At 41.8% G+C, this 21,950-nt stretch carries 21 protein-coding genes, 1 tRNA gene and 1 pseudogene; 14 read left to right on the top strand and 9 right to left on the bottom strand.

Features of this window, described 5'->3' with window-relative positions; all coding sequences use genetic code 11:
* Positions 1 to 85: 85 nt before the first annotated feature.
* Positions 86 to 934 (top strand): UbiA family prenyltransferase, encoded by an 849-nt coding sequence (locus tag CRG89_RS03245; protein ID WP_103286918.1) that lies wholly within the window; start codon positions 86 to 88, stop codon positions 932 to 934.
* A 38-nt stretch (positions 935 to 972) separates the two neighbouring features.
* On the opposite strand, the gene CRG89_RS03240 is transcribed toward CRG89_RS03245, so the two are convergent.
* On the bottom strand, positions 973 to 1,836 hold the full coding sequence (locus CRG89_RS03240; protein WP_158648687.1) for a TrmB family transcriptional regulator: 864 nt from the start codon (positions 1,834 to 1,836) through the stop codon (positions 973 to 975).
* 174 nt (positions 1,837 to 2,010) lie between these two features.
* Between CRG89_RS03240 and CRG89_RS03235 the strand changes: the two genes are divergently transcribed.
* From CRG89_RS03235 to pspAA, 4 genes are all read left to right on the top strand, one after another.
* The gene (locus tag CRG89_RS03235; protein ID WP_103286916.1) at positions 2,011 to 2,322 is read left to right on the top strand and encodes an MTH1187 family thiamine-binding protein; all 312 of its coding nucleotides are present in this window, start codon (positions 2,011 to 2,013) and stop codon (positions 2,320 to 2,322) included.
* Positions 2,323 to 2,428: 106 nt separating this feature from the next.
* Positions 2,429 to 3,244 carry a hypothetical protein gene (locus tag CRG89_RS03230; protein WP_103286915.1) on the top strand — a complete coding sequence of 272 codons (816 nt, stop codon included), beginning with the start codon at positions 2,429 to 2,431 and terminating at the stop codon, positions 3,242 to 3,244.
* 92 nt (positions 3,245 to 3,336) lie between these two features.
* Complete coding sequence (locus CRG89_RS03225) at positions 3,337 to 4,149, top strand: PspA/IM30 family protein (protein ID WP_103286914.1); 813 nt, start codon at positions 3,337 to 3,339, stop codon at positions 4,147 to 4,149.
* A gap of 28 nt (positions 4,150 to 4,177) precedes the next feature.
* The gene (gene pspAA, locus CRG89_RS03220; protein ID WP_103286913.1) at positions 4,178 to 4,561 is read left to right on the top strand and encodes a PspA-associated protein PspAA; all 384 of its coding nucleotides are present in this window, start codon (positions 4,178 to 4,180) and stop codon (positions 4,559 to 4,561) included.
* A 39-nt stretch (positions 4,562 to 4,600) separates the two neighbouring features.
* Here pspAA and pspAB read toward each other — a convergent pair whose 3' ends face one another.
* From pspAB to CRG89_RS03195, 5 genes are all read right to left on the bottom strand, one after another.
* Entirely contained in the window at positions 4,601 to 5,146 is a 546-nt protein-coding gene (pspAB, locus tag CRG89_RS03215; RefSeq protein ID WP_103286912.1) for a PspA-associated protein PspAB, read from the bottom strand.
* Complete coding sequence (htpX, locus tag CRG89_RS03210; RefSeq protein WP_103286911.1) at positions 5,143 to 6,030, bottom strand: zinc metalloprotease HtpX; 888 nt, start codon at positions 6,028 to 6,030, stop codon at positions 5,143 to 5,145. Before htpX ends, pspAB begins: the two co-directional genes overlap by 4 nt.
* Before the next feature lie 35 nt (positions 6,031 to 6,065).
* On the bottom strand, positions 6,066 to 7,187 hold the full coding sequence (locus CRG89_RS03205; protein WP_103286910.1) for a glycosyltransferase: 1,122 nt from the start codon (positions 7,185 to 7,187) through the stop codon (positions 6,066 to 6,068).
* Positions 7,188 to 7,225: 38 nt separating this feature from the next.
* A complete protein-coding gene (locus CRG89_RS03200; protein WP_148695228.1) occupies positions 7,226 to 8,047 on the bottom strand; it encodes a hypothetical protein in 822 nt (273 codons plus the stop codon).
* A gap of 105 nt (positions 8,048 to 8,152) precedes the next feature.
* Entirely contained in the window at positions 8,153 to 8,896 is a 744-nt protein-coding gene (locus CRG89_RS03195; RefSeq protein WP_148695229.1) for a hypothetical protein, read from the bottom strand.
* 73 nt (positions 8,897 to 8,969) lie between these two features.
* On the opposite strand from CRG89_RS03195, the gene ilvA reads away from it, so the two are divergent.
* The 5 genes from ilvA to CRG89_RS03170 all read left to right on the top strand — a co-directional run bounded on the left by ilvA (position 8,970) and on the right by CRG89_RS03170 (position 15,198).
* A complete protein-coding gene (ilvA, locus tag CRG89_RS03190) occupies positions 8,970 to 10,181 on the top strand; it encodes a threonine ammonia-lyase (RefSeq protein WP_103286907.1) in 1,212 nt (403 codons plus the stop codon).
* Between the two features lie 492 nt (positions 10,182 to 10,673).
* Positions 10,674 to 11,384, top strand: coding sequence for a 5-formyltetrahydrofolate cyclo-ligase (locus CRG89_RS03185; RefSeq protein WP_103286906.1), 711 nt, complete (start codon positions 10,674 to 10,676; stop codon positions 11,382 to 11,384).
* Positions 11,385 to 11,568: 184 nt separating this feature from the next.
* Positions 11,569 to 11,778, top strand: coding sequence for a DeoR family transcriptional regulator (locus CRG89_RS03180; RefSeq protein ID WP_103286905.1), 210 nt, complete (start codon positions 11,569 to 11,571; stop codon positions 11,776 to 11,778).
* A gap of 120 nt (positions 11,779 to 11,898) precedes the next feature.
* Complete coding sequence (locus tag CRG89_RS03175; RefSeq protein WP_103286904.1) at positions 11,899 to 13,464, top strand: B12-binding domain-containing radical SAM protein; 1,566 nt, start codon at positions 11,899 to 11,901, stop codon at positions 13,462 to 13,464.
* A gap of 24 nt (positions 13,465 to 13,488) precedes the next feature.
* Positions 13,489 to 15,198 carry a B12-binding domain-containing radical SAM protein gene (locus tag CRG89_RS03170; RefSeq protein WP_158648686.1) on the top strand — a complete coding sequence of 570 codons (1,710 nt, stop codon included), beginning with the start codon at positions 13,489 to 13,491 and terminating at the stop codon, positions 15,196 to 15,198.
* A gap of 71 nt (positions 15,199 to 15,269) precedes the next feature.
* Here CRG89_RS03170 and CRG89_RS03165 read toward each other — a convergent pair whose 3' ends face one another.
* A complete protein-coding gene (locus CRG89_RS03165; RefSeq protein WP_103286902.1) occupies positions 15,270 to 16,196 on the bottom strand; it encodes a glycosyltransferase family 2 protein in 927 nt (308 codons plus the stop codon).
* Between the two features lie 43 nt (positions 16,197 to 16,239).
* On the opposite strand from CRG89_RS03165, the gene CRG89_RS03160 reads away from it, so the two are divergent.
* Positions 16,240 to 16,378: transfer RNA gene (locus CRG89_RS03160), tRNA-Tyr, on the top strand.
* A gap of 13 nt (positions 16,379 to 16,391) precedes the next feature.
* Here the strand turns inward: CRG89_RS03160 and CRG89_RS03155 are convergent.
* A complete protein-coding gene (locus CRG89_RS03155; RefSeq protein ID WP_103286901.1) occupies positions 16,392 to 17,054 on the bottom strand; it encodes a hypothetical protein in 663 nt (220 codons plus the stop codon).
* 162 nt (positions 17,055 to 17,216) lie between these two features.
* Here CRG89_RS03155 and CRG89_RS03150 point away from each other — a divergent pair.
* Positions 17,217 to 19,446 (top strand): annotated as a pseudogene (locus tag CRG89_RS03150) (elongation factor EF-2).
* Between the two features lie 256 nt (positions 19,447 to 19,702).
* Complete coding sequence (locus tag CRG89_RS03145; RefSeq protein ID WP_103286900.1) at positions 19,703 to 20,161, top strand: bifunctional nuclease family protein; 459 nt, start codon at positions 19,703 to 19,705, stop codon at positions 20,159 to 20,161.
* A 41-nt stretch (positions 20,162 to 20,202) separates the two neighbouring features.
* On the opposite strand, the gene CRG89_RS03140 is transcribed toward CRG89_RS03145, so the two are convergent.
* Positions 20,203 to 21,327, bottom strand: a complete 1,125-nt coding sequence (locus tag CRG89_RS03140) for a formate--phosphoribosylaminoimidazolecarboxamide ligase family protein (RefSeq protein WP_103286899.1) — start codon at positions 21,325 to 21,327, stop codon at positions 20,203 to 20,205.
* Positions 21,328 to 21,437: 110 nt separating this feature from the next.
* On the opposite strand from CRG89_RS03140, the gene CRG89_RS03135 reads away from it, so the two are divergent.
* Positions 21,438 to 21,875 (top strand): cupredoxin domain-containing protein, encoded by a 438-nt coding sequence (locus tag CRG89_RS03135; RefSeq protein ID WP_103286898.1) that lies wholly within the window; start codon positions 21,438 to 21,440, stop codon positions 21,873 to 21,875.
* The last annotated feature ends 75 nt before the right edge of the window (positions 21,876 to 21,950 follow it).

Below are 21,950 nucleotides of genomic sequence, written 5' to 3'. Positions count from 1 at the left end.
AGGAATATTAGAATATCTACTGATGGTGAATAAAACAAAATTTTCCCAAAGAATAGTTTTTACGTAAGTGCAAAGTATTAATGTTATGAGTAGGTATATTAAAGCATTTGTTCGCCTTATCAAGGTAGAAGATCAGATAGGCAATGCAATAGCATTCTTCACAGGCTACATATTTGCTGGAGGGCTCAACATACATGGGAGTTTATTACCTGCGTTCACAGCAACATGCTTCAGTCTCATGGCTGCCAATGCATTGAACCAGTGCACTGATGCTGATACAGATGCAATAAACAAGCCTGATAGACCTATACCATCTGGCATGATATCGCTAAAGGAAGGGTATAGCATTGTTGCTATGCTCTACGCTGCAACACTAGCATTGGGGACACTTGTAAGCATGGAGTTCTTTACTCTAATAAACATAGCAGTCTTCCTAGGCATAGCATACTCCATAAGACCATTCAGGTTCAAGGATAGGTTCATAGTCTCAAACCTATCGATTGCTATAGGATATGGCGCTCTTAACTTCCTGCTTGGATGGAGTGTTCTGATGCCTCTTAATGCTGTCCCATTACATGTACTGTTATTCCTTACAGCATTCGACTTCTTCGCAAACATAAGCAAGGATTACAGGGATATGGAAGGTGATAGGATATATGGAGCAAGAACTATGCCACTAGTACTTGGAAGGGGTAGATCAATAGCAGTTCAGTTCTCAGCATTGTATATAACGTTTACTATGCCAGTACTCTTCTACACACTTGCCTGCGTAAATACAAACTTCGTACTTGTAAACGTAATAGGCATTATGCTAGTCATGCAGGCACATAGAGATCTCCTGAAGAACAAAGATGTTGAATGCTATAAGAAGATGATGCTACTCTACATCGCTGTAAGGTTGATGATAGTAATGTCAGCCATCTTATTATTTTGAATTGAAATAATGTGCTAGATGGTCATGTAGAGATAAAGTCAGGCTATACGCATATCACTATCAGCAAACCTGTTCAAATCTATATCCAATGATTTTGACCAGAGATCCTCAAATATCTCATAGAACTCACTAACTATAGCCTTCTTATCAGTAACAAGTGTAACTATGTACTTGCCATTCTTTGGCGACTGGACTGAGAACCCTACCTTCTCTACATCAAATATACCAAATGGCACAACGTTGATGAGATCACTAGCCCTAACATATACCAGATCACTATACATATTGTATGTTTGAAGGAGTTTTATGAGCATAGCCTTCTTTTCTATTACCTCTTCCCCACTGTATGTAAGCAGTGAGTCAAGACTATCAACAGTTATTATGATCTTGAATGTGATACCCCTTTCAATACCCTTTATAGTCTCCTCTACGAACCTCTCGTTAATTGTATTGATTACATTCCTTCCAACTATTATAACCTCCCTACTTGCATCCCTGATCAGTGCTGGTATAAGGCTCTCATACACATCCTGCTCTGAATCGTATAATGTCCATTCTGGATAGATATTTGCTGCACTGTCAACATTATTTATGGATAACCTCTTCATATCTTCAACCCACGACTCAAGCATGGCAATCTCCTCATTGATCTGCATCTTCTTCTTGTTAAGTAAGAGCATTAGAGAGTACGCTGGATCGTTAAGATAGTACTTTACAGGCTTGCTCAGTTTGTTCTGCCTTACAAGACACTTCTCCTCCAATGATTTCATAACATCGTAAACCCTAGTCAATGGTATGCCTGTACACTTGCTTATATCCTTGGCAGATAATCCATTGCCCATCTCGAAGAAGCACATGTATGCCTTTGATTCAAAGGCTGATAAACCCAGCTTCTTAGTCAACAAGTACAGGTTATCTCTAGTAATGGAGTTCAAGACCATCGCTATTGTTTAGAGAGGCGATAGTAATAAAGTTTTCTCCATTAAATATAAAATTAAGAATATTGGTATATTAAAAGGTTAATAGTTGGATGAGTCTAATACACAATAAGCTTTTAAAGTTTGCCAAGTAATACTATGGCTAAGAGTTGCCTGCATGCTGAGATAAGCATCATACCTATAGGGTCTTCAACAAGCCTAAGCATGTATATTGCAAGTGCTATCAAGGCTATAAGGGATAGCAAGGGTATAAGGTACCATGAGGTTACAGGTATGGGCACACTTGTTGAGGCTGAGGATATGGATGCCCTCTTTAGAGCGGTAAAGGCTGCAAGGGATGCTATAGTAGAGCATGGTGTTAAGCGTGTAGAGATCCTAGTAAGGATAGATGAGAGGTTTGATAAGGAGAAGAGCCTAAGGGAGAAGGTTGAGGCTGTGCAGATGTATTGAGTGCTATGCATTAACTTAGACCAATTATATAACTTCTAGTATATAATCGTGAATAGAGTATTCAAGTTACATATATCCTTTAATAGTTAGATGTGGGATCTTAATCATGGTAGATAATACAGGACTTAGGACAACAGGTATAGTTACAGGTCTAACACTGTTATTACTCTTACTACTCCAACCATACAGTGGGAATCATAACCAACCTATAGTAGAGAATACAGTGCAGCATACTGATGATGGCAATGATGGCAATGATGATACTAACCTACTAGTGAATAGTAGTGAAGACTTTGATAACACTGAGCCAAATGATGGTAGCAACCATACTATACAGGTAGTTGAGGAAGATGGTGGAGGTTCAGTAGGCAATGGAGGTGATGAGAGCAGTGATGATAGCAGTAGTATAGATACACATGCTATAGAGTATGATGGGGATGCATGGCTCTTCATATATCCAAGCAATGTATCGATAGTTCATCTGCCTATAAAGTGTGTAGCACTAACTACAATAGATGAGGTTGACTATGTTGAGTGTGTACTCTACACACCAGAGGGTAGTGAACATGCAAGGCTTACCATCAACACAGGTTCTAGCCCATCATACACACCATTGCCATCTGGATGCAATGCTGATTGCAGGGAGTTCAGTGCATGGTTCTCACATCCAAATACACCCAATACTGAAGGTACATGGACGGTAAAGGCATACTTCTACTCCACCAATCCTGGACTGATAACTGAGCGTGAAGATAATGTTAGGATCTACAATGCTGGTGGTGGATCAGGTAATGGAGACTTGCCCGATGGAGGTTTCATGGTAGTCCCAGAGTTCATGATTGGAGCACTTGCCATGATACTTGCATCCATGGCCGTATTTGCTGTATATATGCTTGGACTCAAGCCTAAATATAGAAATTAACTATCTTGAATTTTATCTTTCTAATCTTTATTATTTATATATAATGATACCATTTCATAACTTTTATAATCTAGTTATGTATTGCATATAGCATGGGTTTAACTAGAAGGATATCTATGCTTGTTAAGCAGAAGGTCAACTCCTTACTCAACAGATTTGAGGACCCAAAGGAGGCATTAGACTACTCATATCAGAAGCAGACAGAACTCATGATAAAGTTGAGGAGGGATATAGCAAATGTTGTAGCAGCAAAGAAGAGGCTGGAGATGCAGAAGGCAAAACTCAAGGATAATATATACAAGTTGGAGCAGCAAGCAAGGAGTGCTCTAGAGATGAATAGAGAGGATCTTGCTAGGCTTGCATTGGAGAGGAAGAACATGAACATACAGCAACTACTAGATGTTGAGAGGCAAATAGCAGATATGGAGAAGGAGCAGGTTAGGCTTGAGGAGTTGGAGAAGAGGCTATCAGCAAAGGTTGAGCAGTTCAAACTTCAGAAGGAGATAATAAAGGCAAGGTACACTGCAGCAGAGGCTGAGGTTAGGATAAAGGAGAGTGTTACAGGTATCTCTGAGGAGATGGCAGATGTTGGTATGGCAATACAGAGGGCAGAGGAGAAGACCGAGCAGATGAAGGCTAAAGCAATGGCTTTGGATGAACTCATCGAGAGTGGTGTGCTAACAGATTACACAACAAACAAGGATATGATAGAGAGAGAGTTGCAGGATGTTATGATGAAGGATGCTGTTGAGAAGGAACTTGCAAAGTTAAAGAAGGAGATTGGGAAGGAGAGGGTAAGGGAAGGAGGGGAGAGAGGAAAGAAGATTGGAGAAGAGGTGGAAGGGAGGGAAGAGGGGGAGAAAGTAGAAGAGGCTAGAGAGGTTAAAGAGGCTGAGAGCAAGTAGTATATATGGATAGATGGTGAGGGTTTGTATGGCTAGGATTAAAGGAAAGGGTAAGGGTAAAGGTAAGAGTAAGGGTAAGAGAGGTAAGAAGAGGAAGATGATGAAAGAAGAGAGGATAGTTGTGAGGCTTATGGGTGAGGGCCAATACTATATAGACAAGGATACACTGAAAGAGGTTAACAGGATAGATAACCAGATGGTTAAGATGCTTAGCGATGAGAAAGTAGACGAGCATGCTGTAATGGAGAGTATAGCAGCAATGCGTATCCTTGTGAAGAGCAAAGGTAAGAGGGTCAAGGATGATATCATAATCCCTTCCCATATAATCATCCCTGCTACAGATATGACTGTAGAGGAGGCTAGAGAGGTATTCAAGGGGGAGGGTATAGTTCCAGAAGACATACTGGACTGATCGATTTAATGATTAATTTGTTCCAGAAGGCATGTTTAATCAGAATGGTATATCCCATATTGGGTACCATCTTGCCTTATCCTTCTCCAATACCAGTTCATCCTTGAGGATGGAGTATATAAGCATCTCAAACTCCACATCCCTCTCTCTGCCTCTTGATGATGGTGCAAATGGGTAGAATCTATTGCTCCTATGGTTGTATATTAGGTAGAATCTGCCCCTCTTCTCAGCATTGAATGGAAATATACTTGCAAGTATCTGCTCCTTGAACCCGTACTCAGTGAAGGTATCTGCAATAGCATCAACTGCTGCAACCACACCTTCAATCATATCTGTGCTTAGGATGAACCATATGTATCCATACCTGTCATTCTCAACCCTATATGAGATATCACTGCTAGCATCAAGGAATGCTTTAACATCCTCAACTATAGAGTTGAATACACCTGTAGCCTCCTTGACGCATATAGCAGCATTACCAGTGAACCTAGCGTTTAGCCTTACATCAAGCGTTATGTATGCCTGTGTTAGAGCAAATAGTGATGTGTTGTTACTACTGCTACCTCTACTCCTTCTAAATATCAATGCATAGATGCCTCCATCTCCATTAGCCTTCTTATCCTCTCCTCCACAGGTGGATGGGTTGAGAATAACCTGCTAAGTGTATCTCCAGAGAGTGCTGGTATTATGAAGAATGCGTTCATAGCCTCAACCTCCCTAAGATCTCTCTCTGGTATCCTGTTCATCATCCCGCTTATCTTCATGAGGGCACTTGCTAACCTGCTTGGCTTACCTGTAAGCAATGCACCATCCCTATCCGCAATATACTCCCTGTACCTTGAGATGGCCCTTATCATGAGGAAGCTTACAAACCATGTTATCATTGCTATTATTATGGCAAGTATCAACCCGCCAGCCTGATCCCTACTCCTATATCCATATGAACCATACCAACCATAGTGCATCACATACCATGCTATGGTTGAGAATATGCTTGCTAGGGTTATCGCAAGGACATCTCTATTCTTTATATGTGCAAGTTCATGCGCTATCACACCCTCCAACTCCTCATCGTTAAGGATCCTCATCAAGCCTGTTGTTACAGCAACAACAGAACTCCTCCTACCTTTGCCTGTTGCAAATGCGTTTGGTACATCAGTATGCATTACAGCAACCCTTGGCTTTGGTAGCCCTGCTCTTGCAACTAGTCTATCAACTATTGTATGGAGCCTAGGGTACTCATACTCACTAACTATCTTTGCACCTGTGCTCCATAGCACTATCCTGTCTGAGAAGAGGTACTGCATTATTATAAAGAATGCACCAAGGAAGATCAGTGGTATAATTCCTACACCAACATACGCAAGCACAGAGAGGAATATGAAGTAGAGTACTGCTAGGACTGTAAAGCATAGCATCAATCTCATAGTTATACCTATATCCTTCTTCTTCCATTCATACCTCTGCATAGTATTATTATAGAGAAGATGAGATTAATACTTTATTATGTTAGGAGCTTAATTATTGTATCTGCAGCTTTTACTGCCCCACCATTATTATCCCTTACCTCTCTCCTCCCATATGCTAGATACTCAAAGATTAGGTCTTCAAGCCTCTCTACATCACTATGGAAGAAACCGTAGCTCCTAGCATTATCCTCCTGTTCAAAATGTCCATTTATAGGTATAAGTATTGCTGGTGTACCATAGACCCTAGCCTCATCCATACTAGACCTTCCTGCTAAAGATATGAGAAGATCAGCAGCATAAATCATCTCATGCATATTCTTAACATAGCCATGCAACTCTATACTATGCATTATTCTTCTATCATTATTGTTAACATGGTTACTACCTATCCTACTTATGTCTATTGCTGGACCGCAGACTATAACCATCTTTGTAGGTATGTTAAACCTATCAACTATCCTCATGTATGAATCTATAGCCTTCTCTATGAGGAATGTACCAGATGATGTGCCTCCCACTGATACAAGTATGGTCTTATAGCCATGGAATCCAAATAATCTCCTTAACTCATCCCTGTCCTTGCTTACCCTCCTCACTATTGGTCCAACGTATGTTATAATGGTGTTACTTACATTAGTGTATGTATGCTTATGCTCATCCTTGTACATGGGAACTATGACCATATCTGCACCTGCTATTATATCCCTTAGATGCCTGTTAAGAAACCTCTCTACAAGTGATAATGGGCCATGTAGGAATCTGCTCTCAAGTACATCTGTTATGAGTACATTCTTTATACCTCGCATCTTTGCCACTGCTATACTTGCAAAGTCCTCATCAGATACTATCAACTCTGGTCTATACTCATCTATAAGAGAGGAGGCTATCTCCTTGCACTCTCTATAGAATGATATATAATCGAGTAGCCATAGTAGTCTATTACTGAATATACCATTGCTTGCATCTATGCTCTTCCCTCTATAAGCCTCTACAACATTATAACCATGAGCCCTTAGGTGTTTATATGCTACGCCTCCAGTAACAAAGGCTATCTCATCCATGTCTATACCTTTGCTTACAAGTTCATCTACAACAGCAATATCCCTACTGGCATGACCAAGACCTATAGGGCTTGTAAAGAAGAGTATTCTAACCATTATGGCTATTCAGATAAGCAGACTTTTTATTTATTTATTTATGTATTCTCCTTCTGCCACTCTCTAATCATTCTATCCTTACTGAATACGAAGAACCTGTTATGCCAGAAGAGTGCACCAATTATACATATGTAGTCTGCACTAAAGAATATATCTGCATACCATACCTCGTCCCCATGTATTATAGCATAACCATAGATCATATCTCCGACCGTTCCTATCAACAATGATGATGTGAGGAAGAAGAATGTTACAGATGCTAATTCACCGTTCCATAAAGTCCATAGTATAGCAAGTATGAATTCAAGAAGGAAGAGATCTAATAGTATGTAGGTTACTGCTACAGTTGTAGCAGCATCGATATCATCTATGCTTAATCCATTCAGGAGTGAGTTGAGCATGAATATGCCTAGCATGCCTATGAGTATGCCTATAATTGCTATAGTCCTCTTCTCCATCTGCCTGCAGTAGAACCTGTAAAGCCTAAGAACATAGTACATGAATGGACCATAACCAGCAAGCCATAGCATATCTGCAATACCCATTGATGGTATATCCTCACCTAGCACTATCTCATAGTAGCCCCATGAGAACTCTGCTGCAAACCATAGTAATAGACCAGAGGCAAATGTAGCATATGATATACCATGTATACCATCAAACCTCTGCCTAAGCACTATAATTATTGCGTAGAAGCATGCTACTCCAGATGTTACTATAAGAACTAGATCACTAGCATGGTTATTCTTCAAGCCTAATGCGTTAGCGTAGAGGATTAGAGATGTTGTTAATACTAATAAAGGTACAAGTGTTGCGACTATCTTAATGCGCATTCTATAAACTTCGCTGCCCTTACTCATACCCCTGCATATCATCACCATCCTTTCCTAAACTATAAAGAAAAGACTTTGTGTGTAATTAGTGCTACAGATAGTTGTAAGTATAGATAATGAATTAAGAGTGTATCAAGAGTAACAATGCAGATCATCGATATCCTCTCTACCATTGCATACACTACTATTACCATCAACTATACTATGATATACTCTACCACATCTAGGGCAGTGTATTGTTAGTATCATACTATTACTACTACCTTTACTACTCTTACTATATGCGTATCTTTCCTTTACATCTATGCTTACCAGTCTTGGGAGTTCATAGCCACATGTACAGAAGATTGTTGCATGCGCTACCCTAGTCAGAGATGATAGCATGTTAACTCTCTCCTCTATATCTATGGTTATGCAGTGTAGTATGCTCTTAATGTGAGACTTGAACTGTTCATCACTACCATTAAGAGTAGAGTGTTCTCCATCGTTATTATCATTATCTCCCTCATAGTAAAATTCAGTATAATCATCAATAATAGACTGGTTCAGACTCTTCTCTATGCGCAGGATAGTACTCAGTAAGTTGAGTATATCATCTACTCCATCTACATGGTTTATATTGATAGGTATACTTCTATCTATATAAGATACTGTATGATACATACTTCTATCTTTGAACGTAGATAACATCTCCCCTAGCACTACAACATTCTTGTATGTATCAAACATGAGATAGTTAATAACTATCATAAACGCATCGAATATTTGGTCATGGCCATTCTTATTGCTAACCCGTTGCACTATACTGCAATATATCCTGTTCATACTGCACTCCCTAGAATAGTAATCCTTCAACAGGCGAAGAAGCCTATCCATGACTTAGGCTAGCCTAATCATATATTTAAACTCTATGCAAGGTTATTATTAGAGTGAGTAGTCTAACCTGTAAATGCTTAGCATGCTTGATATAAGTAAGGCAAGGGAGATGCTCAAAGGGGTCATACATAGAACTCCTCTAGACTACTCAACCACATTCAGCAGGCTAGCAGGGTGTAATGTATACCTGAAGATGGAGTGCTTCCAGAAGACAGGTTCATTCAAGGTTAGGGGTGCTTACACAAAGATACGCATGCTAAGTGAGGAGGAGAGAAGTAGAGGGGTTATAACTGCATCTGCAGGCAACCATGCACAAGGGGTAGCATATGCAAGCAGGATACTCAAGATTCCATGCACAGTAGTTATGCCTCTCAACGCTTCCCCAGCAAAGGTCTCTGCAACTAGGGCATATGGTGCTGAGATAGTATTCCATGGGAGTATATATGACCAAGCCTGGGAGAAGGCTATGGAGATTGCAAGGGAACAAGGCAAGACATTCATCCATGCATTCGATGATGCTAGCGTTATAGCTGGGCAAGGCACAATAGGTCTAGAGATTATGGAGGATATGCCAAGTATTGATGTTATAATAGTGCCAGTTGGAGGGGGAGGGCTTGCAGCAGGTATAGCACTAGCAGTTAAGAGCATCAAGCCAGATGTTAGGATCGTAGGTGTGCAATCTAAAGCGTTCTCAGCAATGAAAGAATCGCTAGAGCAGGGTAGGGTGGTAGAGGTCAGCAATGGCTCGACTATAGCAGATGGTATATCTGTAAGGAAGCCTGGTGAGTTGACACTCTCCATACTGAAGAGGTACATGGATCATATAGCAACTGTAGATGATGATGCAATAGTCAAGGCCATGTTCCTACTCATGGAGAGGGCAAAGGTTGTTGTTGAACCTGCAGGGGCTGTAGGTTTAGCATATCTACTTAATGCTCCAGATGTAGATCTGAGGGGCAAGAACATTGCAGTTGTGCTTAGCGGGGGGAATGTGGATATGTTCCTGCTAGGCCAGATAGTGCACAAAGGCTTGGTAGGGATAGGGAGGTTGATAAGGATAAGTGTGCAGTTGGTTGATAGACCTGGGGAGTTCAAAAGGGTTGTTGATACTATAGCAGCAAGCAGAGTCAATATAGTGGATGTTATACATGATAGACTTGGGCAGGATGTTAAGGTTGGTAATGCAAAGGTGATATTAAGCCTAGAGGCAGAGGATATGGAGCATGCTGAAAGGTTGATGATGATGCTTAAAGAGCAGGGTATAAAGTATGAGTTATTATCCTAAATGTTAAATACACATAATTAATCAAATATATTCAGTTAACTAGGCTATACGTAAATGACTTACCTATAAGAGAAGCAGATACAGAGTTAGGGTCTCACAATTATGAGCTGAACTCGAAGAGTTATCTTGTAACATTTATCTATGGTATGTATAGTACTGATATTATTATTCAAGTCCTGTTAGAAGATGTATTTAAGAGAATTCAAGATGACATGCTTGAAATCTTATGTAAGTAATGCAGATGAAGCTAACAAGAGGATGAGAAAAAGGTTCTAGATCTATTCAACATAAGTAACTACAATGAACTTAATAGCGTACTAATTAAATGTTCATACATATGGGTAGAAGTAAAGAGTTGTAATCTAGCTCTGGAACAATGCTATGAATGTCTAATACAACCATTATATAAGGAGAGGAAGAGAAAGAGGAGAAGGCTGGAGATAACGCTTATGTAGTCAGAAGAGCATACCTAGAATTTAAGAGCAAGTAAAGATGAGCAAAGAACATTATAGGAGGCTTGTATGGGATACATTAGTTAGGGAGAATGCTGCTTTACCTCCATATCCAGTGTATGGAAGGATACCAAACTTCATTAATGCTGATAAGGCTGCATCATTACTAGCAAGGATGAATGAGTGGAAGAATGCTAGAGTAATCAAGGTGAATCCAGATAGTCCACAGAGATGGGTTAGGATGAATGCATTAATGGAAGGCAAGGTTCTGATTATGCCAACGCCAAGGATAAGGGATGGGTTCCTCATACTTGATTGTGTTGATGCAGTAAAGGCATCTACAATAAGAGGTGCATTCATACATGGTAGAAGGTTAAGGAGTATAGATGAATTACTCAACCATATCAAACATGTAGACCTTATAGTTGAAGGTAGCGTTGCTGTTAATGCATATGGCGAGAGGCTAGGCAAGGGTGAAGGGTATGGTGAGTTAGAGTTTGCAATTTTGAGGGAGTTAGGTCTTGTTGATGCTGATGTGCCTATAGCAACAACAGTGCATGATCTACAGGTTATAGATGATAGATTACCTCAAGATCCATACGATGTGCCTATAGATATAATAGCAACTCCTACAAGGGTGATAAGGGTGCATGGGAGAGGGTATAGACCATCTGGCATGATATGGCATATGCTGAGCAATGAGAAGTTGATGAGCATACCCCTGCTACAGGAGTTGATGAATAGGAGGTAGCAAAGAGGAATTATTATTATGATGATGAATGGAGTGAAGAGAATCTGCCATTATACTCAAGATATCGCATAATCCAAGGATACAGATGGGTTAGTTGCCTATATAAAGGCATAATTATTACCTAACTTGCATTATATAATTCAGCTTCCACAAAAGAAAATTATTAGTGTAGGTATCAAAATGTATGGGCGATGTTGTTAAAGGTATACTAGAGGTTCTCTTGCAGAAAGGAGAGGTTAGGCTTGTTGAACTCACAACTCTACTCAAAGTATCTGAGGAGAGTTTAAGGGATGCAATAAACACGTTAGAGAACCTTGGGCTTGTGAATGTTGAGAGGAGCAACGATCTCCTAGTAAGGTTTACAGATGATGCTAGGAAGCTACTCTCTAGATAAGCAAGCAAGTTAAGTATTATTATAATTCTAATCACATTATGTTAATTGATGTTGTTTAACCGTTACATTCACAACTATTCTAGAAAGATTTAAAATTATGGATAATAAATTATAGGTAAGATGGGCAAGAGGGTAGTACTGACAAACGATAGAACCTTAACTAGTGAGTATAGAAGTATACCGCTCTTTGACTTTCTAAGCTGTGCTCCATCTGAGAGAGTGCCAGAGAGGCTCTTTGAGTTCCTTGCACCAAACGTGAAGATGTATGATGGGGTATTGAGCAAGGCACCTTATGGGTTAAGGAAGATAGAGGCTGGGTTACTCAAGGGCTACAGCAGGGATGAGGTTGCTGTAGTGCATCCTGAGCATCTCCATGAGTATATAGATGAGGATACAAGGGTTGTGGGCATATATGCAATGGATCCATTGGGGCTTGCACCTGTGAGCATGATGTTCACTGGAGGGCAGGTGTACTTCACACCAATAAACCAGAAGTACTTCATCGATCTTGCAAGGATGCTCAAAGAGATGCGTATGAGGAATGGCTACAGGTTCAAGGTTGTGGTTGGTGGTCCAGGAGCATGGCAGTTCGAGTTCAGGGTTGAGCAGCAAGAAGATCTGATGGTTGATCATGCAGTGATAGGGGAAGCAGATCATGTTGCTGCAGATCTATTCCATGATATAGAGCAAGGGAGTGTTCAGCCAAGGGTTAGGGTTGGGAGACAGCCAAGGATAGAAGAGATACCAGATATAGTTGGTGCAAGCATACATGGTGTTGTTGAAGCAATGAGGGGATGTGGGAGGAACTGCGAGTTCTGTGAGCCTAACCTTAGGATAGCAAGGTTCATGCCGTATGATAAGGTTAAGAGGGAGATAAGCGTGAACGTTGCATCTGGAACCCATAAAGTATGGTTGCAGAGCGATGATATCTTCCTGTACGGGCTTGAGGATAAGAAGGGGTTCATGCCAAATAGGGATGCTATAGTCGACCTCTTCAAGGCAGTTATGTCTGTTAAAGGTGTTAGAAGGGCACAACCTACTCATGGTACTGTTTCAGCAGTAGTAGCAGACCCAGATATGGTTAGTGCAGTATCTCAGGTTATAAGGGCAAGTCCAGATAACATAATAGGTATACAGCCTGGGCTAGAGACTGGATCTGCTAGGTTAATCAAGCGCTACATGCCATTCAAGGCAAAGCCATTCTCACCAGAGGAGTGGCCAGATGTGATATTCCATGGCACAAGGATACTCAACGAGAACTACTGGATACCTGCATATACGCTTATACTTGGTCTTCCAGGGGAGACAGATGAGGACTGCTGGGATACTGTAAGGCTTATAGATAGGATGGAGAGGGAGCTGCCAGAGCGTATAGGCAATAAAGCACACTTCACAGCAACACCTCTAACATTCGTACCAATAGGAGTGCTCAAGGGTGATGAGTTCTTCAATGCAGATAACATAAGTGAAGGGCACTATGCAGTTATATACAAGACATGGAGGCATACTATATACGAACTGTACAGCCTACCTCCATCGGTGATAAGGCTCAATCCATTCCTGAAGTTCGTGCTTATGAGGTTCTTCAAGTGGGGTGTGAATATGATCCTTAGAGTAATAGAGGACTGGGGAAGGAAGTTGGGCTATGATCCAGAGAAGGTACTGCTTGTAAGGTATGCAAATTAGTTAGAGTGGGGGTGAATGAGAGATATGCTTACAAATGGTAATGGTAAAGGCAATGGCAAAGGTTACAAGATAGTACTTACAGGTGACAAGTGTGCAATAAGCAACTACAGAGGGTTCAACTGGATAGGTTTCATAGGCTGCATACCATCCAACTACCCAAAGATGCCATGGAATAGAAGGATAATGGAGGATGTGTTCTTTGCAACCAAGAGTTACGATGGCAATGGCGATGGGGATGAGGGGAGGTTAAAGGTTGCCCCATATGGGATAAGGAAGGTAGAGGCTGCACTTCTAGAGTATGGGTTCGATGAGAAGGATGTTATAGTTGCTGATCCACGCAAACTACATAAGGTTATAGGAGAGGAGACCAAGGTTATAGGCTTAACTGTACATGACCCAATGGGCTATGCTGCTGTATCCCAACTTGTAGCATGTATGTTCAGGCTTATAAACTGGTGGCCTGCACGATCATACACAGCAATGGCATTCAACGATCTCATAACAAATCCATTGCTGAAGATGTATGGCTCAAGGCTTATAGTAGGAGGGCCAGGGATATGGCAACTGGAGGAGCATCCAGAGAGGATTGAAGAGTGGGGAATAGACTGCCTTGTTGATGGTGAGGCTGAGGGTATAGTAGGCAAACTATTCGATATGGCTGTTAGAGGAGAGCAGTTACCAGCAAAGGCAAGAGGCATGCCAATGAAGAGCGATGATATTCCCTTGATAAGGAACCCATCATCTAGTGGGATAGTTGAGATAACTAGAGGGTGTGGGAGGGGATGCCAATTCTGCTCCCCTGATCTACTCATGTTCAGATCCATACCCAAGGAGAGGATACTTAAGGAGGTTGAGTTGGAGGTTAGGCATGGGTTCAAGAACATAACACTTCACTCGGAGGATGCACTCTTCTATGGCAGGAGAATGGGTAGTTTTGAGGTAAACCATGATGCAATAGTTGATCTATGGAAGAGTGTTAAGAGCTTCCCTGGTGTTAGGAGTGTAGGTACAGACTTCTTCTCATGTGCAAGCGTTAAATCAAGCCCCAAGACGCTAAAGGCAATAGCAGAGATCATGGAGTTGGATGAGAAGAACCCTGGATTCGTTGAGACTGGGCTTGAGACTGTAAGTCCTGAACTTGTAAAGATGATAATGCCTGGCAAGGTAAAGCCCTATACGATAGAGGAGTGGCCAGATGTTATAGATGATGCTTTAAGCATACTGGATGATAACCACTGGTTCACAATAGCATCGATGATGACTGGTCTACCTAGAGAGAGTGAGAGGGATGTTATTAGATGCCTTGAGTTCATAGACAGGATAAAGCATCATAACGTATTCATCTGGATGTTCCCATTGATGCCTTTACGCTCGATGCGTAGACAGGCAGCCAAGTGGATGCCAGAGTACACACCATTAAGGCAGCAACTCATACTTGAGGCTACAAAGCACTCAGTAGGGATGATAAACAGATATGCATGGACCCTGCTTAAGCCATTGCCAGTACATCTTCGCTTCATAGCATACAACTTCCTCAAGTACGTATCGAGTAAGATGCTTGAGTACCTGAAGGAGGCTGAGGATGCAATAGAGAATGGGCATGAGGATAGGCTAATGCTCTACAAGGATCTAGTTGCTGTCAACGATGAGGGCGAGGCTGTTATGAATATAGCAGGAATAATCAACGAACTTACAAGCCTGCAGAGGTTGAACAGGAATGAAGAAAGTAAGTGAGCAGCAGTAGATATAGCAAGTAAGCAAGTAAGTAAGGAAGGAATGGTTGTGCTGATAACTTGATAAAGACCTTATTTATTATCTATATAACCTTCAACATCATTTAGGCTCAACCCTTTACTACTCCTCGCTACACTCCATCTTGAGTCTATAGGCTTCATGTAGAATGGGTAGAGCATGTATGCTAGAGCAAGCATCAACAAGCCTAGAGGATCATCCTTGGAAGCCTTGAGTCCCTCTACAACCATGCTCTTCAGTGGCAGCCTTATGTTGAGCCTATCTATGAGATGGGCTAACTCTCTATGCCCAACAACTGCCCTCCTAACCTGGGAGATGAACTCCTCTATGCTCTCAACTGGCTTGAACCATACTATTGCATCATCCCTATACCTAACCTCATACCCCATCTCAAGCGTTATGCACTGCATGTAAAGATCTATTGCTATAGTACTACTTGGTATCCTTGTAGCCTTTGCTATACTGCTCCTAACTGCCATTGCTCTACCCATGGCTATGTACTGGTTTATGCCTAGAAGCCTTACCCTCCTCAGCCATGATGAGTTGAATACACTGGCCTTTGCTGCTATCCTTTGCCCATAACTACGCATCTTGCTATTGTATGCAGGCATTGGGTTTGCTGCAGTTAACCCTACATGCTCATCCTCCATGGATGAGGCTAATAGCATGGTAGCATCTCTAGCAGGTATAACATCTGCATCATAGAGCACTATCACATCACTCTTACTACTTGCATTTGCAAATATCTCGTTCCATGCACTTGCTGCCCCTCTCCTCTCATCATGATGAAGAAGTACTATACTCAGCATGCTCTTGCTTGCGAAATCCTTAACTATAGTAGGGGTAGCATCGCTTGAGTCATCAGAGACTATAACCTCTGCAATCTCATAACCGTTGAGATGCTGCATCTCTAATGCCTTGAGCAACGCTAGTATGCTATCCTGCTCATTGTAAGTTGGTATACCTATGCTTATCCTCATGGGTTTAAGTATTTATCGAGGTTATTAATTACTAATCTTGGGTCCCGCGGTAGCTCAGCCTGGTAGAGCTTCCGGCTGTAGTGGTTGGCCTTGCTATTAGGCTGACCCGTTCAGCCCTACTGGGCAACAGAAGAAGATGAGCAGAGACCGGAGTGTCGGGTGTTCAAATCACCCCCGCGGGACTACATCTAACAGTCACTCGCCTATCAACGCATAGACGCCTCCACTTGCATAAGCAACTGCTATGAACAACCTTGGGAGCATATGCAGTAGATCTGCTGGTAGCAATGATGATGATCCTACAAGTATTGCTACTGGAAGAAGTGATGATGATACTACTCCTACTATCAACTGCTCTTTGCCTAGATTACCATCAGCACCAATCCTCTCCCTTCCATGCTCCTTCTTACTCTGCCCCTCATCTCCCTTATTCTTATCCCCATCTCTCCTTATCCTACGCCCATCCCATAATCCAGTTATTCTACCAAGTATGTATGTGGATATGTTACCACACCCTATACTTAGAAGTATGAGGTATTGGTAATCTGCAGGATACAATGCTATAAGTAGGAATGGTGATGCCCATGCTAAGCCATTAACAGCCTTTGCCCATCTAGGCCATGAGATGCTTTGCCTAAACCTTGTACTCATGACCTTGAATATATCTGGGTTCTTTAACCTGAAGAGGTATATGCTTAGCACAAATACACTGATCCATACCAATGGGTATACGTATGGCGATGCATGGTAGTAGTAGATGTATACTATCTCACTCATGTAAGATGCTGATACTATACCTACTGCTATACTTATGAAGAATATGCCAGATGTGTACCTAACATCATGTCTAGGCTCCATCCTCTATCTACCATGTTATAAATATTAAATCTAATTTAACTGCTCCTAACATAACATTCACCTATCTCATAGCATGATGTTGAATATAGCATTAACTATAGGTAGAAGGCTAACTGAATGAAGTAGCAAAGGATTAAATAATCTATAGCAAGTGCATTACACATGCCTAGATTCAAGACAGTTCAAGAGGCATTGAAGATAATAGGGCAGAAGGACCAGATTCGAAAGGTGTGGAGCTAGTTATATTGCTCCATACCCGAATGATTTTGGTGTCATAGCCCATGTAGATCATGGAAAGACTACGATGAGTGATAGCCTACTTGCTGCAACTGGGATGATAAGTCCTAGCGTTGCTGGAGAGGCTCTAGCACTAGATTACTGGGACCTTGAGCAGCAGAGGCAGATGACCATCAAGGCTGCAAATGTTACGCTCTACTATGAGCATGAGAACAAGCCATACGTTATAAACATGATAGACACACCAGGACACATAGACTTTACAGGGAGGGTTACTAGGAGCCTTAGGGCTATAGATGGTGTATGTGTTGTATGCGACTCAGTTGAAGGGATAATGACACAGACTGAGACTGTTACAAGGCAGGCATTAGAGGAGAGGGTTAGACCAGTGCTTTACATAAACAAGATAGACAGGCTTGTGAAGGAGTTAAGGTTAACTCCAGACAAGATGCAGGAGTGGCTTGCTAGGATAATAGCAGACTTCAACAGGCTAATCGATATATATGCTGAGCCAGAGTTCAAGGATAAGTGGAAGGTCAGCATCCAGAACGATAGCGTTGCATTTGGCTCAGCAAAGGACAGATGGGGCATAACTGCAAGCATAGCAGCAAAGAAGGGCTTCAAGTTCAAGGATGTGTATGATGCATACACAAGCCCAGATGGGGCAAAGGGGTTAGCAGAAAGAGTACCACTGCATGAAGCTATACTTGGCATGGTTGTTAAGCATCATCCTCCTCCCCATGTTGCCCAGAAGTATAGGATACCAAAGATATGGAAGGGCGACCTAGAGTCTGATGTTGGAAGGGCGTTACTTGAATGCGATGAGAATGGTCCAGCAGTGATGATGGTTACCAATGTTGTTGTTGATCCTCAAGCAGGGCCAGTTGCTGTAGGAAGGCTCTACTCTGGAACCATACACGATGGTGATCAAGTATACCTTGTAGGGAGCAAGAGGATGGAGAGGGTTCAGTCAGTGACCATGTTCATGGGTCCGTACAGGGAGATCGTTGGAAGTTTGACAGCAGGCAACATACCTGCCCTTCTAGGTCTAGAGCATGCAAGGGCTGGAGAGACTATATCAAGCATAAAGGATATAGTACCATTTGAATCTATAAAGTATGTATCTGAGCCAGTTGTTACAGTTGCAATAGAGCCTAAGCATCCAAAGGATCTACCAAAGCTTGTTGAAGCGTTAAGGAGGATAAGCATAGAGGATCCTAACCTTGTTGTGAAGATAAATGAAGAGACTGGGGAGATGCTCATGGCTGGGATGGGTGTGCTACATCTTGAGATAGCAACAACGCTACTACAACAGCAAGGATTGGAGATTGTAACCTCTAAACCATTGATAAACTATAGAGAATCTATAAAGAGCAAGGCTGGTCCTGTGATGGCCAAATCTCCAAACAGGCATAACAAGGTGTATGTTAGGGTAGAGCCATTGAGTAGCGATGTTATAGATATGCTTGTTACTGGCAAGATAAACGAGAATATGGATAAGAAGCAGATAGCATCTCTCCTTAGAGAGAAGGGCTGGGATGCAGATGAGGCTAAGGGTATAGTAGCAATAGAAGGAAGCAATGTATTCGTTGATGCAACAAAAGGTGTTCAGTACCTTCAGGAGTCCATGGACTCTCTACGTTCAGGGTTCACAGATGTGATGCTTGCTGGTCCATTGGTGCAGGAGCAGTGTAGAGGCATCAAGGTTGTACTTCACCACTTTGTGCCACATGAGGACCCAGCACATAGAACCCTTGCTCAATTGCTTCCAGCAGCAAGGAGGGCTATAATGGGTGCCATGCTGAGTGCTGATCCAGTCATACTAGAGCCTATACTTGGCATAGAGATAAGGTGCCCTGCAGAGATGATAGGTACCGTTGCAGGAGTGCTCTCAAGCAAGAGGGGCAAACTGCTCAACATAGACCAAAAGGGGGTTATAGCGATAGTTCAGGGTGAGATACCTGCAGCAGAGACATCTGACCTATCAGAGGTTATGAGGGGAGCAACTGCAGGCAAGGCTATGTGGAATACACACTTCAAGATGTGGCAGGCAGTGCCAGCATCGCTTACACAGCAGTTGATAGCAGAGATAAGGAAGAGGAAGGGGCTGAGTCCAGAACCACCTAGAGCAGATGAGTTCATAGATAAGGAGTAGACAGAGAGACAGACAAGTAAGTAAGTAAAGGAAAGGATTACTGTACTGTAATCTGAAGAGAATAAGGGTAGTGTAGTAGTTAAATTGATACTTACTCCTACCTTTATTATATATTCTTGAAATAATCTACTACCAGAGATGATGGTATTGGGTTTAAATATACTTATGATACTGATGTTATGCTATTAGCCTAGTTATACTAGGCATAATAAAGGTAACACAAGACTTAATTTTACCATTGTAATTATATATTACAATGAAGAAGGAGCATGATGAGAATAATGGTAATGGCGATGGGGATGATTACGTACTTGCAAGTATAAGCGATGTTGGGTTCGTTGATCCATATGGGATAGAGGGTGCACTGGTGCTTAGATCTAACGATGGGAAGGTATTCCATATGCGTGCATTCTCTGGTGAGGTTGCAAGGCACATAGATAGGTTCAGGCAGGGTGACAAGAACAGCATACCAACCATATACAACCTTGTAAATGAGATAGCAGAGTTGGAGGATCTACTGCTTACTGAGGTTAGGGTATATCCTAGTGGCTCAGCGCTTAGGGCAAACCTCTACTTCAAGGGCAAGAACAAGGATATAGTACTCAGGAATTATAGGGCCTCAGACTCTATAGCCCTTGCTGCATACTACGATATACCCATAAAGGTTAAGAAGGACCTCTTTTACGATGAGTTGGATGTGGAGAAGTTAAGATGAGAAATAAGAGTGCCATCATTATTATATTAAGCAATATACAATCAAGTTAGTATTGCATGTAACATACCCATCTCTATTGCCCTCCTTATCTCCATTGCTATCCTCCTACCAACACCAAATACCTCGCCATGCATATACTTAGTGTAGGGGCTTGTAGTAGCAAGTATAGGGTTCCCTGGTACCCTGGGCGATACATCATACACTACCACATCAAGATCACTAGTTACTACACTCTGCAGTGAGAATACACCTATCATGCCTGGAGGGTACTCCTGCTTCGCTGCACTAGCAAACCTATCCCCCAACTCAAACACCTTCTCAAGCATAGACTCCCTTATGCTTGCTGGCATATGTCCAATCTCTATATTCTGCACTGCTATATCCAGCTCATCCATTATCTCCAACTGCTGCCTTGCTGGTATGCTTATAAAGTCATGTAGGTTTGTCTGCAATCTCCTCTCTATGCCTAGAAACTCAACCTCGTCACTTATTGGGGAGTAGAAGTAGTTGAAGTTGAAGTATGTACCTATAACAAACTCCTCTATCGTTGCATCTGCAAGATCCTCCCTGCTTATCATACCCTTCTCTATCCTTGCCTCTGCCTTCCTTACATAATCCTCGTATGATGATGCTATGAAGAATGCCCTCTCAAGTTTGCGCTTTGCCTCCTGCACCTTGACTATCACTGGCCTATCTATGCTCCTAGCATCCTTCATCACCCTTGGATACCTTATACCTGCTCTAGCAAGCAGGTAGTACTGGTTCCTCTCATACTGCCTATCCTCTATCCTAAGCATGCTCCTATTACCAAATATTGGGAGCATGAGTTCATGCTCAACAGCATCATAGCCTAGGTATGCTGTCAATGCTCTATGGGGTATCACTATAGCATTCATCTCCAGCAGCCTTGATTGTACATCCTTGCTTAGCATATCCTTGAAGTTATCAAGCACTATAACCTCATCTGCAAGCCTCCTGAACCTCTTGTATGGCAACTCCCTCCCCTTCTGGCATACAACAACCGTCCTGAAGCCCTCATCCTTTGCCCCATCCATTATCTCTAGTGCTGAATGGCTACCCAATACGCATATAGTTACATCATCTATGCCCAGCCTACTACTACTATATCTCTCAACTATGCTCCTTACATGCTCTCTATCTTGCATATGCCTATACCAAAGGATCTCTATAATCAGTATTTCTGTTAACTGATGATGCTTCTCATCTCTGAGAATTGTATACGCTATTTATATCATAAGAACTGTAATAATAATACATGCTTACACTCTCAATCTCAACCAAGCATATAGTGCTATTTAGCGTTAGCCTCTTTGCAGTATTTGCATCAATAGTTGCTGTTATTGCAAGTGAGATGTTAGAACCACCAACAAACTACAAGGAGACTACATACATAACGCTTGTATTCAACTCTGATGGCAATGTAGAGGGTATAAAGGGTATAACTGGTACAAATCCATTGCTAGTTGCAAGGAGTTCAAACATGCATCAGATGGCTATAACAGTTAAGAACGCTGATGACGATGAGCATCAACTCGTTATAGATAGAATAGCCATCAGTAAGGTGCTTGGCAAAGGGGATGAGGATACAATATACGTTAGTGGGGTACCTGAAGGTAGTTATAGGTACAGGGATGGTTTGAGCGGTAGAGTACTAGGAGAGTTCAAGGTTGTAAAGGTTACTGCACGTGGTTGACCTGTTTATTGCTTACTACTTACTGCTAAATAGAGACTGGTAATGATGATGCTACTGCTATCGTTGTTGTTATTA

The sequence above is a fragment of the Candidatus Nitrosocaldus islandicus genome (genome assembly GCF_002906215.1).
In the GTDB taxonomy this organism is placed as follows: Archaea; Thermoproteota; Nitrososphaeria; order Nitrososphaerales; family Nitrosocaldaceae; genus Nitrosocaldus; species Nitrosocaldus cavascurensis.
The sequence above is the reverse complement of the archived record's forward strand: the minus strand, read 5'-3'. Positions and strand labels throughout refer to the sequence as shown.

Bases quoted from the DNA above. Each gene is read 5' to 3' on its own strand.
- CRG89_RS03245 (WP_103286918.1), top strand. From the start codon at position 86: ATGAGTAGGTATATTAAAGCATTTGTTCGCCTTATCAAGGTAGAAGAT.
- CRG89_RS03235 (WP_103286916.1), top strand. From the start codon at position 2,011: ATGGCTAAGAGTTGCCTGCATGCTGAGATAAGCATCATACCTATAGGG.
- CRG89_RS03230 (WP_103286915.1), top strand. From the start codon at position 2,429: ATGGTAGATAATACAGGACTTAGGACAACAGGTATAGTTACAGGTCTA.
- CRG89_RS03225 (WP_103286914.1), top strand. From the start codon at position 3,337: ATGGGTTTAACTAGAAGGATATCTATGCTTGTTAAGCAGAAGGTCAAC.
- pspAA (WP_103286913.1), top strand. From the start codon at position 4,178: ATGGCTAGGATTAAAGGAAAGGGTAAGGGTAAAGGTAAGAGTAAGGGT.
- htpX (WP_103286911.1), bottom strand. From the start codon at position 6,030: ATGCAGAGGTATGAATGGAAGAAGAAGGATATAGGTATAACTATGAGA.
- CRG89_RS03205 (WP_103286910.1), bottom strand. From the start codon at position 7,187: ATGGTTAGAATACTCTTCTTTACAAGCCCTATAGGTCTTGGTCATGCC.
- CRG89_RS03200 (WP_148695228.1), bottom strand. From the start codon at position 8,047: ATGAGTAAGGGCAGCGAAGTTTATAGAATGCGCATTAAGATAGTCGCA.
- CRG89_RS03195 (WP_148695229.1), bottom strand. From the start codon at position 8,896: ATGGATAGGCTTCTTCGCCTGTTGAAGGATTACTATTCTAGGGAGTGC.
- ilvA (WP_103286907.1), top strand. From the start codon at position 8,970: ATGCTTAGCATGCTTGATATAAGTAAGGCAAGGGAGATGCTCAAAGGG.
- CRG89_RS03185 (WP_103286906.1), top strand. From the start codon at position 10,674: ATGAGCAAAGAACATTATAGGAGGCTTGTATGGGATACATTAGTTAGG.
- CRG89_RS03180 (WP_103286905.1), top strand. From the start codon at position 11,569: ATGGGCGATGTTGTTAAAGGTATACTAGAGGTTCTCTTGCAGAAAGGA.
- CRG89_RS03175 (WP_103286904.1), top strand. From the start codon at position 11,899: ATGGGCAAGAGGGTAGTACTGACAAACGATAGAACCTTAACTAGTGAG.
- CRG89_RS03170 (WP_158648686.1), top strand. From the start codon at position 13,489: ATGCTTACAAATGGTAATGGTAAAGGCAATGGCAAAGGTTACAAGATA.
- CRG89_RS03165 (WP_103286902.1), bottom strand. From the start codon at position 16,196: ATGAGGATAAGCATAGGTATACCAACTTACAATGAGCAGGATAGCATA.
- CRG89_RS03155 (WP_103286901.1), bottom strand. From the start codon at position 17,054: ATGGAGCCTAGACATGATGTTAGGTACACATCTGGCATATTCTTCATA.
- CRG89_RS03145 (WP_103286900.1), top strand. From the start codon at position 19,703: ATGAAGAAGGAGCATGATGAGAATAATGGTAATGGCGATGGGGATGAT.
- CRG89_RS03140 (WP_103286899.1), bottom strand. From the start codon at position 21,327: ATGCAAGATAGAGAGCATGTAAGGAGCATAGTTGAGAGATATAGTAGT.
- CRG89_RS03135 (WP_103286898.1), top strand. From the start codon at position 21,438: ATGCTTACACTCTCAATCTCAACCAAGCATATAGTGCTATTTAGCGTT.